Below are 10,784 nucleotides of genomic sequence, written 5' to 3'. Positions count from 1 at the left end.
AGGGCGACGAGGAACTCGGCCTGCCGGGCCTGCGCGATGGCGATGGCGCGGGCCTCGACCGCGATCAGCTCGGTGCGGCGGGCCAGCTCCGAGCACACCAACTCGTCCAGCGCCGGATTGGGCACGTACGGCTCGAAACCGGCGGGCTCGGCTGCGGCAGGTTCGGCTGCGGCAGGTTCGGTCGCGGCAGGTTCGACTGCGGCAGGTTCGGTCGCGGTGGATTCGGGCGAGCTGGTTTCCGTCGACCCGGGTTCGGTCGGGTCGACAGGGGAGGGGGTGGAGCCAGGTGGAGCGGACTCCGGAGAGTGGTGGTCATCATCCGGAGCGGGCGGTACTGCCCGGTCGGGGTTACTCATAATGAGATCGTCTCACCAACCACTGACAATGCAGAAGGCTCCGCGAACTGTGAGAAATGCCCCGAAAACCGCCGGATTCTGGGGCTCAACTCACGGTTCGCGAGGGTGTCAGCGGAGGATTTCAACCATCAGGACCCAGGCGTCGAGCATGGAGCCGATGACGGTGAGGATCACCCCGGCCGCGACCAGGTAGATGCCGGTGGAGGAGCCGGTGACGATGAGGAGCAATGCGCCCAGCGCGAAGGGAAACAGCTGGAGGGCCGCGAGCGGTAGGTAGAGGGCGAGGGAGAACCGCCCACTCGCGCTGTTCCGTGCCCGGTGGCGGAGCGAGTTCGTATGCAGGGCGACCGCCGGAACGACGGCGACGAGCACCTCGACGCCCAGGACCGCACCGGGCTGGCCGGGCACCAAAAGCAGGCCGCCGGTCACCACCACCAGCACGAGGGAGCCGACGGCGGCCGCGGCCCGTGCCGTCAGCCCGGGCAGCGCGAGGATCTCCCGGATGTTCACCGAGATCGCCACCATGACCAGGCCCGCCAGCGCCGCGGCGGCGCCCACCATGGCCACGGCGAAGTCACCCCAGCCCGTCGTCACTGTCTCGTCACTGTCTCGGTCATGGTCGCCTTCGCTCGGATGCCGACACGATAGCGCGACCGGCCCGACCGTCATCCACCCATCAGCGCCCGCACGCCGGCCACGGCGCGGGACCAATGACCCCCGTGTGACCAGCAGTTTGACAGCCGTTTGTTCTACGCTGGTGGCATGAGAAGGCGCAGCGGGGAACCGATCTACAGCACGGCGATTGCAGCGGGTCGCACAATTTTCGGAGCATTCAGGCTCAGGCCGTCGGCGACGGGCCTCACCAACCTTCCGGACGCCGGTGGGGCGGTCCTGGCCATCACCCACTTCGGCTACGCGGACTTCGCCCTCGTGGAGTGGATGACCTGGCGAAAGAACCGCCGGCACATCCGCTTCATGGCTAAGAAGGGTGCGTTCGACAAGCCCGTCGTCGGCTGGCTGTTGCGCGGGATGCGGCACATCAACGTCGACATGACGGCCGGGGCCCAGGCCTACGCCGACGCGGTCCGGGCGCTCAACGCCGGCGAACTCGTCGGGGTGTTTCCCGAGGGGGGAGTGAACGCGTCGTTCACCGTGCGCGACCTGAAGACCGGTGCGGCGCGGATGGCGATGGAGGCCGGGGTGCCCATCGTGCCCATCGCCGTCTGGGGTGGCCACCGGCTGCTCACGAAGAACCACAAGCCGTCCCTGCGGGAGGCCTATCGCACCCCGGTCTCCTTCGCGGTCGGCACGCCGGTACGCGTAGACGCCGAGGACGACCCGCAGCAGGTGACCCGGCGACTGCACGGCGTGCTGCAGGAGCTCGTGGACGGCCTGCAGACGCGTTACCCGGAGCCGGGCGCCGGCCGCTGGTGGCAGCCCGCCCACCTGGGTGGGACCGCGCCCACCCCGGCGGAGGCTGCCGCGACCGAGGCGGAACGACAGCGACGCAAGGCCGCCGCCAGAGCCGCTCAAACCCCGGCCGGGTGAACCGCGCCGGCCGCAGCCTAGCCACCGCGGGGTCGGCACCCACCGGATCGAAGCGGATGAGCTAGAGCGTTTCGCCCAACGCCCGGTACTGGCGTTCGTGGTAGATCAGCGCCTCGTCGTCATCGCCGAGCCCGCCGCCCTCGATCTGCACGACGACGACAGCAGAGTTGTGCACGGTCACTCGCTCCACGATCCGTCCCACCATCCACGACGTCACGTTGTTGAGAACGGGCAGGCCGTACGGTCCCACCCGCCAGTGATCGCCGACGAAGCGCTCGGCGTTGGGTCCGGCCAGCCGCTCGGCCAGGGTGCGGTTGCGCAGTCCGAGCAGGTGGATGACGACGCGCTCGGTCTCGTTGATGGCCGGCCACGAGCTGGCCGACTTCGCCATGTTGAAGGTCGCCAGGGGCGGCACCGCCGACATGGACGCCAAGGATGTCGCGGTGAATCCGACCGGCTTGCCCTGAGCGTCCAGCGCGGTCACGACCGCGACGCCGGCCGCATGGCGGCGAAACGCGTTCTTGAACGCGGCCAGGTCGCCGGGCGCGTTCGGGTCGGTGTCGAGGGCCGGGGCGTGGGGGAGACCTGTGGCGGGGAGACCTGCCGGTGCGGTGGTGCGTTCGTTCATAGTGGTGCCAATCGTTTCACCGATCAGCCTATTCCCGTGCGAGCACCGTTCTTGGATAAGCTGGAGCGACATGATCCAGACGATTGACCTTCGAGGAACGCGGCCTGCTCCGGCCGAACTTTTGGCCTCGGTGCCCCGGGCGCTCACCAGCGTCACGGTCGCCAGCGACGTTGCCGCCGACCTGATCGATGATGTGCGCGCCCGCGGCGAACAGGCTCTGCTCGACCAGGCCGAACGCCTCGACAGGGTGCGCCCCGAGCACGTTCGCGTTCCGGCGTCCCACGTCGCCGAGGCCCTTGAGGCCCTCGACCCGGATGTCCGCCTCGCGATCGAGGAGACCATCCGCCGGGTGCGCCTGGCCAGTGCCGCACAGGTGCCGCCTCTGGTGACCACCACGATCGCCGACGGCGCCGAGATCGTGCAGCGCTGGCGCCCCGTGCAGCGGGTCGGCCTCTACGTTCCCGGCGGCAAGGCCGTCTACCCGTCCAGCGTCGTGATGAACGTGGTGCCCGCGCAGGTGGCCGGGGTCACCTCCATCGCACTCGCATCCCCGCCGCAGAGCCACTTCGATGGGCGAGTGCACCCCACCATCCTCGCCGTCGCCGGCCTTCTCGGCGTCGACGAGATCTACGCCATGGGCGGCGCCGGCGCCGTGGGCGCCTTCGCCTATGGCGTGCCCGGCCTCGGCCTCGACCCCGTACAGCTCGTCACCGGCCCCGGCAACGTCTACGTCGCCGCCGCCAAACGGCTCGTGCGCGGGGTCACCGGGATCGACTCCGAAGCCGGACCGACCGACATCCTCGTGATCGCCGATGCCGCGGCCGACCCGGCCTTCGTCGCCGCAGACCTGGTCAGCCAGGCCGAGCACGACGAACTCGCCGCCGCCGTGCTCGTCACGGACTCCGCCGAGCTCGCCGAAGCCGTCGAAGCGCTCCTGAACGACCTGGCCACCACCACCACGCACGCCGAACGGGTCACCGCATCGCTGGGCGGCAGCCAATCGGCCATCGTGCTCGTGGACGACCTCGAGCAGGCCGCCGCGTTCAGCAACGCCTTCGGTCCGGAGCACCTCGAAATCCAGACCGAAGACCCCGACGCGGTCCTCGGGCAGATCGACAACGCCGGCGCCATCTTCCTGGGCCCGTACGCGCCGGTCAGCCTCGGCGACTATGCCGCCGGCTCCAACCACGTGCTGCCCACCGGGGGACAGGCGCGGTTCTCCGCGGCCCTCGGCGCGTACACCTTCCTGCGCCCGCAGCAGGTCGTGCGCTACAGCCGGGACGGCCTCGCGGGCGTGGCAGACCACATCCTCGCCCTGTCCGCCGCAGAGGCACTGCCCGCCCACGGTGACGCCGTCAGCGTCCGATTCAGCACAGCCGCGGAACGGTAGGCTCGTAGGCACAATGTATTGCCCGTTCTGTCGCCACCCAGATTCCCGTGTCATCGACTCTCGCACCAGCGACGACGGGCTCTCGATCCGTCGCCGCCGGCAGTGCCCGGAGTGCGGTCGACGGTTCAGCACCACCGAAACCGCCAGCCTGAACATCATCAAGCGCAGCGGCGTGGTCGAACCGTTCAGCCGGGAGAAGATCGTCTCCGGCGTGCGCAAGGCCTGCCAGGGCCGCCCGGTCACCGACTCTGACCTGGCCATGCTCGCGCAGAAGGTCGAGGAGACCATCCGTCAGACCGGTGCGTCCCAGATCGAGGCCAACGACATCGGCCTGGCCATCCTCGCCCCGCTGCGCGACCTCGACGAAGTGGCCTACCTGCGCTTCGCCAGCGTCTACCAGGCATTCGATTCGTTGGAAGACTTCGAGAGCGCGATCGGCCAGCTGCGCACCGAGCACACCGCCGCGTCGGAATCCGATCCCGAATCTGAACGGTAGCCGTGTACCCCACCCTCTTCAAGCTGGTACTCACCCGGATCGACCCCGAGCGGGCTCATCACCTGGCCTTCGAGGTCATCCGGTGGCTGCCGCGCCTGGGCCTCGGCCCGCTGGTGCACAGGTTCACCCGCCCGCGCACCGACATCGGTGTGGACACCCTCGGCGTGCACTTCGACTCGCCGTTCGGCGTCGCGGCGGGGTTCGACAAGGACGGCCACGCCGTCATCGGGCTCGGCCGGCTCGGCTTCGGGCACGTCGAGGTCGGCACCCTCACCGCGGTCGCCCAGCCCGGCAACCCCACACCGCGCCTGTTCCGTCTCGTCTCCGACCGCGCCGTCATCAACCGGATGGGCTTCAACAACGGCGGTGCCGAGGCGGCCGTCGCGCGCCTGGGTCAGGTCCGCCGTACCCCCAACCGTCCGGTGCTGGGCATCAACATCGGCAAGAGCCGAGTCACCGCTGTCGAAGACGCCACGGCCGACTACCTGGTCAGCACCGTGGCGCTGGCCCCTCTCGCGGACTACCTGGTGGTCAACGTGAGCTCCCCCAACACCCCGGGCCTGCGTGGCCTGCAGGAACTCGATCAGCTCGCCCCACTGCTGCGCGCGGTGCAGGAACACGCCGGCGGTACCCCGCTGCTGGTGAAGATCGCACCCGACCTCACCGATGACGAGGTGACCCGCATCGCCGGCCTCACCGTCGAACTCGGCCTGGCCGGCATCATCGCCACCAACACCACCGTCAGCCGGGACAATCTGTTGACCGACCCGGCGATCGTGGCCGCGGCCGGCGCCGGCGGACTGTCCGGTGCGCCCCTGAACGACCGGTCGCTGGCCGTCCTGCGCCTCATTCGGGCCTGCGTGCCGGCCGAGCTGTGCGTCATCTCGGTCGGCGGCGTCGAGACTGCGCAGCAGGTCGTCGAACGTCTCGACGCCGGCGCCACCCTGGTGCAGGGCTACACCGGCTTTCTCTACCGCGGACCGCTCTGGGCACGCCAGATCAATCGCGGACTCGACAGACTCCTCGCGGGTCGTTCCACCGCCCCGATCCTCTCCTGACCGGCAGGTCGGCATCCGCCGGGGCGGCCCGGTCACGGGTCAGTCGGTGGGTCCGGGCGCTCCCGGATCCGTGATGAGTCCGAGGCCGGCCAGCTGGGCCGCCAGGCTCGCGCCGTCGGGTCCGTAGACCCAGAGCGGATCCGGCTTGGCCTCCACGGCGTCCTTGGCTCTGCGGCCGGCCAGCACGGCCTCGCTCGGCGACAGCCGACGGATGGCCACCGCGGCGACGCACTGCGGGAAGTCCTGTTGGAACTCGCTGTAAATCGCCTCGTCGTGCTGACCGTCGTCGCCGATGAGGACCCACTTCATGTCGGGGAACTCGTGCGCCAGCCTGCGCAGATTGTCGCGCTTGTGTTCCTTGCCACTGCGGAACAGCCTGTCGTGGGTGGGCCCCCAGTCGGTGAGCAGCAGCGCCCCGGCCGGGTAGAGGTTACGGGAGAGGAACCGGCTGAGCGTCGGCGCCACATTCCAGGCGCCTGTGGACAGATAGATCACCGGAGCCCCCGGTGTCGCATCGGCGAGGCGGTCCAGCAGCACTGCCATGCCCGGCGTCGGAACGCGAGCGTGCTCGTCGAGGACGAAGGTGTTCCACGCGGCCAGGAGCGGACGGGGCAGAGTGGTGACCATGACGGTGTCGTCGACGTCGGAGATCACGCCGGTGCGCACATCCGGGGCGACCACGAAGACCGGAGCGTCGACACTGCCGGAGGCGTGGGTGTGCAGCGAAGCGGTGTGCCAGCCCGGCTCGAGGTTGACCTGCATCACGGTGTCGACGACTCCGCCGCGGTCGGCCTGCACCCGGTGGGCCTTGCCGCCGATGTCGATGGTGACGGTGACGTCGTTGACCGGCACGCTGGTGAAGCTCCGCCAACCCCGGATGCTCCCGTCACGTCGGTCGGTGCGACGCCGCTTGGGGGTGGTGCCGGTGGGTTTCACGGGTTTTGCCAGCAGGACGCGGCAGAGAATCCGCACGCGTTCCGTGGTGCCATAGCCCGTGTAAGGGATGACGACCGGCAGGTGTCCGCGCCGACGGGCGAACTTTTCCCGCTTGTCGTGAAGCCAATCCTCGATCCGCGCGGCTCGGTGCATGAGGCGCACGGGGTTGAGGGGAGTGGACGGTGTGGCGGGGGACTTTGACACAGTTCAGTCTCTCATGCGCCGCGGGGCTGCTTGGCACGATCCCGGGCTGGAGAACCACCACGGCGACCCGCCCGGGGCAGCCGCTCCCACTCCGTTTGGGGGGTGTGTTCTGTGTCTGGGTGTCAGTCGGGGGCCCTAAGATTGTGACGTATATTCAAGGAGGACACGTGGCGCTGATCGACATATTCGGGGGAGACTCTGTCGCACAGGGGCGGCAGATCCGCACCGAGCCCATCCAGCAGCGCAGTGCCGCCAGGTTGACCGCTCTTCTGGACGCTGCGGCAGAGGTCGTCGACGAGGTCGGTTTCGACCGCATCACGACGGCCATGGTCGCCGAACGTGCGGGAGCCTCGATCGGCACTGTGTACCGCTACTACCCCGATCGGGTCGCGGTCCTCGAGGGACTGCGCGAGCGTGCGGTCCAGCGCTTCCGGCAGCGCGTCGCCGACACCCTCAAGGAGACCCAGCCGGGAACCTGGTGGGAAGCCGTGGACTGCGGGATCTCGGCCTTCGTAGAGCTGTATCGCGCCGAGCCCGGATTCCGCATCCTGCACTTCGCCGATCGTGAACGCGCCCAGTCCACCGGGCCGGACCAGCTGGATTCGGGATTCTTCGCCAACCAGATCGCCGGAGTCCTGTCGGAGGAATTCGGCCTGTCCGGTGGCCCCGACCTCATCTTCAGGCTCGAAGTCGCCGTCGAAATGGCCGACTCCCTGCTGTCTCGCGCCTTCACCTGGAACACCCAGGGTGATGAGCGCTTCATCGCAGAGTGCCGACGTATCATGCACGATTACCTCGTCGGCTACTACGGGACGGACGCCTAGCCCGGCTCATCGCCTGTGGCGCTGACGACGAACAACGGCAATCCGCTTTGGATTCGGCTCCGAAGAATGATTGGCTGGTCATCCGCACTTGCCTGCTTCCGTCGCCCCGCATCCGCGGGAGCGAGGGACGTCAAGCCCGCACCGAGGATTGAGCCCAGCCATGATCGAGTTCCGTTCCGTCAGCAAGCGCTTCCCCGACGGTACCCTCGCAGTCGAGGATTTCAGCCTGGTCCTGCCCTCCCACAAGACCACAGTGCTCGTCGGGTCCTCCGGATCGGGCAAGACCACCCTGCTGCGGATGATCAACCGCATGGTCGACCCCACCAGCGGCTCGGTCGAGATCGACGGCGAGGACATCGCCACTCTGCCCCCCGTGAAGCTGCGCCGCGGAATCGGCTACGTCATGCAGAACTCGGGACTCCTGCCGCACCGCACCGTCCTCGACAACGTCGCCACGGTGCCGCTGCTGCGCGGCACGCCGAAGCGTCAAGCCAGAGCGGATGCCCTGGCGATGCTGGACACCGTCGGGCTGGACCGCGCGCTGGCCGACCGATACCCGAGCCAGCTCTCCGGCGGCCAGCAGCAACGCGTCGGCGTGGCCAGGGGGTTGGCTGTCAACCCGAACATCCTGCTGATGGACGAACCGTTCGGGGCCGTTGACCCCATCGTGCGCGCCGAGCTCCAGCAGGAGTTGGTTCGGCTGCAGAAGGAGCTGGACAAGACCGTCGTCTTCGTCACCCACGACATCGAGGAAGCGTTCCTGCTGGGAGACCAGATCGTGATCCTGCGGGACGGCGGCCGCGTCGCCCAGGTGGGCTCGCCCGCCGAACTGCTCGCCAACCCCGCCGACGACTTCGTCGCCAGTTTCGTGGGCGCCGATCGGGGCCGGCGGGCGCTGCACGTGGAGCGGCACGGGAATGAGGACGTGGTGGTCGACAGCGACGGGCGCCTCGCCGGTGTGCTGAAGCCCGAAGGCGCCCGATGACCTGGGTCCTGGCCAACCTCGGCCTGATCTGGGCGCGCACCCTCGACCACGTGGTGCTGAGCCTGCCGCCGATCGTGATCTGCTTCGTGATCGCCGTTCCGTTGGGCTGGTTCGCCCGGCGCTACCGGGTGAGCCGCGGGATCATCCTCACCGGCGCCGGCCTGCTCTACGCGGTGCCCTCGTTGCCGCTGATCTTCGTGCTGCCCGCCGTGATCGGCACCAGCCTGCTGTCCCCGGTGAACGTGATCATCGCCCTGACCCTGTACGGTATCGCCCTGATGGTGCGGGTCGTCGCCGACGGTCTCGATTCGGTGGATGCCGACGTCCGCCAGTCGGCCTCCGCGATGGGCTATTCCACCTGGTCGCGGTTCTGGCAGGTGGAGCTCCCGCTGTCCGGCCCGGTCCTGCTCGCGGGGATGCGGGTCGTGGCGGTCAGCACGGTCAGCCTGGTCACCGTGGGCGCGGTGATCGGGGTGCAGAGCCTGGGCAGCCTCTTCACCGACGGTTTCCAGCGCGGAATCCAGGCCGAGATCGTCGCCGGCCTCGTCGCCACGGTGGCCCTTGCGCTCCTTTTCGACGGTGCGCTGGTGCTCGCCGGTCGGCTGCTGATGCCCTGGACCCGACGGGTCGCCCCGCCCAAGCCGAGTGTTCCTCTCGAGGTGAGCGCAGCATGAACCTCTTCGCCAGCGCCATCGACTGGATCCTTGACCCGGCCAATTACGTCGGGCTCAACGCGATTCCGCTGCGCATCGGACAGCACCTCGTCTTCTCCCTGGTCACCCTGGTGTTCGCGTCGGCGATCGCGATCCCGCTGGGCTACCTCATCGGTCACACCGGCCGTGGCCGCGGCCTTGCGGTGACGACGTCGGGCGGACTGCGGGCCATTCCCACCCTGGGCCTGCTCACCCTGGTCGCGCTGTGGGTCGGCATCGGCGTCGTGGCCCCGTACGTGGCCCTCACGGTGCTCGCGATCCCGCCCATCCTGGCCGGCGCGTACACAGGGTTCGAGGCGATCGACCGGCGCACCATCGACGCCGCGCGCGCCGTGGGAATGAGCGAACTGCAGATCGTGCGGAAGGTCGAACTGCCCCTCGGCCTGCCCCTGTTGATCGGCGGGCTGCGCTCGGCCACCCTGCAGGTGATCGCCACAGCGACCCTGGCCGCCTATGTGGCCGATCTCGGTCTGGGTCGATATCTGTTCTCGGGGTTGAAAACCAGGGATTATGCCGAGATGCTGGGCGGGTCGATCCTCGTCATCCTGCTGGCCCTGGCTCTGGAGGGAATCTTCGCGCTGATCCAACGGTTTGTTGTACCGCGGGGTGTCTCCGGGCGCCTCGGCACAGCTCCCAAGCTTCGCACCGGCGGCCCCGCGGCCGCACGGTGAAACATCTACCGAATCTTCGGTACCTGAGGAAGGACAACAGCATGTTCACAAACACACGAGGCCGGCTCGCGCTTGTCAGCGCGGTCGCGGTTGGGGCTGTCGTAGCCCTTGCAGGGTGCGCGTCCGGGGATCCTCTGGACGAGGGGGAGAGTTCGGCCGGATCCGAGACCCTGGTCGTCGGATCGCAGGACTACTACTCCAACGAGATCATCGCGGAGATCTACGCGCAGGCGCTGGAGAACGGCGGTTTCACGGTCGACCGCCAGTTCCGCATCGGCCAGCGCGAGGCGTACCTGCCCGAGATCGAGGCAGGCTCGATCGACGTGTTCCCCGAATACAGCGGCAGCCTGCTGCAGGCCCTGGATGCCGAGGCCCCGACCGGCACCGCCGACGAGGTCTACACGGCCCTGGAAGCGGCCTTGCCGGAGGGCTTGACCGTGCTCGACTGGGCCGAGGCCAGCGACCAGAACTCCTGGACCGTCACCCAGGCGTTCGCGGACACCTACGGCCTCACCGACATCGCTTCGCTGTCCGAGGTCACCGAACCGATCACCGTCGGCGGCAACTCCGAGCTGGAGACGCGCCCGTATGGACCGACCGCTCTCAAGGAGGAGTACGGCATCGAGATCGCCGGCTTCACCCCGGTTGAGGACAGCGGCGGACCTCTGACGGTCAAGGCTCTGGTCGACAACAAGATCCAGCTTGCGAACATCTACACGGCGGATCCCAACATCACCTCGAACAACCTCATCGCCCTGGACGACCCCGACAACCTGTTCCTGCCGGACAACGTCGTGCCCGTCGTCTCCGACAAGGTCGACGACTCGGCCGCCGACATCCTGAACGCCGTCAGCGCTGCCCTGGACACCGACACCCTGATGGCCCTGAACGCCCAGAGCGTGAACGACCAGGCCGCCGCCGACACCATCGCGACGGAGTGGCTGACCCAGGAAGGCCTGATCTAACCGCCTTCGT

The 10,784-nt window shown here is 68.7% G+C and carries 12 protein-coding genes and 1 pseudogene; 9 read left to right on the top strand and 4 right to left on the bottom strand.

Annotated elements, in window-relative coordinates; genetic code table 11:
- Both RCH12_RS14090 and RCH12_RS14085 read right to left on the bottom strand, forming a co-directional pair.
- Positions 1 to 356: pseudogene (locus RCH12_RS14090) on the bottom strand (hypothetical protein); the annotation flags it as partial.
- A gap of 108 nt (positions 357 to 464) precedes the next feature.
- Positions 465 to 950, bottom strand: coding sequence for a hypothetical protein (locus tag RCH12_RS14085; RefSeq protein WP_103431725.1), 486 nt, complete (start codon positions 948 to 950; stop codon positions 465 to 467).
- Between the two features lie 168 nt (positions 951 to 1,118).
- On the opposite strand from RCH12_RS14085, the gene RCH12_RS14080 reads away from it, so the two are divergent.
- Complete coding sequence (locus tag RCH12_RS14080; RefSeq protein ID WP_103431726.1) at positions 1,119 to 1,904, top strand: lysophospholipid acyltransferase family protein; 786 nt, start codon at positions 1,119 to 1,121, stop codon at positions 1,902 to 1,904.
- 61 nt (positions 1,905 to 1,965) lie between these two features.
- Here RCH12_RS14080 and RCH12_RS14075 read toward each other — a convergent pair whose 3' ends face one another.
- Positions 1,966 to 2,532 carry a flavin reductase family protein gene (locus tag RCH12_RS14075; protein ID WP_327017270.1) on the bottom strand — a complete coding sequence of 189 codons (567 nt, stop codon included), beginning with the start codon at positions 2,530 to 2,532 and terminating at the stop codon, positions 1,966 to 1,968.
- 70 nt (positions 2,533 to 2,602) lie between these two features.
- Between RCH12_RS14075 and hisD the strand changes: the two genes are divergently transcribed.
- The 3 genes from hisD to RCH12_RS14060 are packed head-to-tail and all read left to right on the top strand — an operon-like array spanning position 2,603 to position 5,476.
- The gene (gene hisD, locus RCH12_RS14070; protein ID WP_103431728.1) at positions 2,603 to 3,922 is read left to right on the top strand and encodes a histidinol dehydrogenase; all 1,320 of its coding nucleotides are present in this window, start codon (positions 2,603 to 2,605) and stop codon (positions 3,920 to 3,922) included.
- A 13-nt stretch (positions 3,923 to 3,935) separates the two neighbouring features.
- On the top strand, positions 3,936 to 4,418 hold the full coding sequence (nrdR, locus tag RCH12_RS14065; RefSeq protein ID WP_327017269.1) for a transcriptional regulator NrdR: 483 nt from the start codon (positions 3,936 to 3,938) through the stop codon (positions 4,416 to 4,418).
- 2 nt (positions 4,419 to 4,420) lie between these two features.
- Entirely contained in the window at positions 4,421 to 5,476 is a 1,056-nt protein-coding gene (locus tag RCH12_RS14060; RefSeq protein WP_327017268.1) for a quinone-dependent dihydroorotate dehydrogenase, read from the top strand.
- Between the two features lie 39 nt (positions 5,477 to 5,515).
- Here RCH12_RS14060 and RCH12_RS14055 read toward each other — a convergent pair whose 3' ends face one another.
- Positions 5,516 to 6,565: an App1 family protein gene (locus tag RCH12_RS14055; RefSeq protein ID WP_103432119.1), complete on the bottom strand. Its 1,050-nt coding sequence runs from the start codon at positions 6,563 to 6,565 to the stop codon at positions 5,516 to 5,518.
- 218 nt (positions 6,566 to 6,783) lie between these two features.
- Here RCH12_RS14055 and RCH12_RS14050 point away from each other — a divergent pair, with 218 nt between their 5' ends.
- The 5 genes from RCH12_RS14050 to RCH12_RS14030 all read left to right on the top strand — a co-directional run bounded on the left by RCH12_RS14050 (position 6,784) and on the right by RCH12_RS14030 (position 10,774).
- Entirely contained in the window at positions 6,784 to 7,440 is a 657-nt protein-coding gene (locus RCH12_RS14050) for a TetR/AcrR family transcriptional regulator (RefSeq protein WP_088456077.1), read from the top strand.
- A gap of 160 nt (positions 7,441 to 7,600) precedes the next feature.
- The gene (locus RCH12_RS14045) at positions 7,601 to 8,425 is read left to right on the top strand and encodes an ABC transporter ATP-binding protein (RefSeq protein WP_103431730.1); all 825 of its coding nucleotides are present in this window, start codon (positions 7,601 to 7,603) and stop codon (positions 8,423 to 8,425) included.
- Positions 8,422 to 9,099 carry an ABC transporter permease gene (locus RCH12_RS14040; protein ID WP_103431731.1) on the top strand — a complete coding sequence of 226 codons (678 nt, stop codon included), beginning with the start codon at positions 8,422 to 8,424 and terminating at the stop codon, positions 9,097 to 9,099. The genes RCH12_RS14045 and RCH12_RS14040 overlap by 4 nt, the downstream gene beginning before the upstream one ends.
- Positions 9,096 to 9,809, top strand: a complete 714-nt coding sequence (locus RCH12_RS14035) for an ABC transporter permease (RefSeq protein WP_103460602.1) — start codon at positions 9,096 to 9,098, stop codon at positions 9,807 to 9,809. The genes RCH12_RS14040 and RCH12_RS14035 overlap by 4 nt, the downstream gene beginning before the upstream one ends.
- A 41-nt stretch (positions 9,810 to 9,850) precedes the next feature.
- Complete coding sequence (locus RCH12_RS14030) at positions 9,851 to 10,774, top strand: ABC transporter substrate-binding protein (protein ID WP_327017267.1); 924 nt, start codon at positions 9,851 to 9,853, stop codon at positions 10,772 to 10,774.
- Positions 10,775 to 10,784 lie beyond the last annotated feature (10 nt).

It is taken from the genome of Cryobacterium sp. MP_3.1, from assembly GCF_035984795.1.
Classification (GTDB): domain Bacteria; phylum Actinomycetota; class Actinomycetes; order Actinomycetales; family Microbacteriaceae; genus Cryobacterium; species Cryobacterium zongtaii.
The sequence above is the reverse complement of the archived record's forward strand: the minus strand, read 5'-3'. Positions and strand labels throughout refer to the sequence as shown.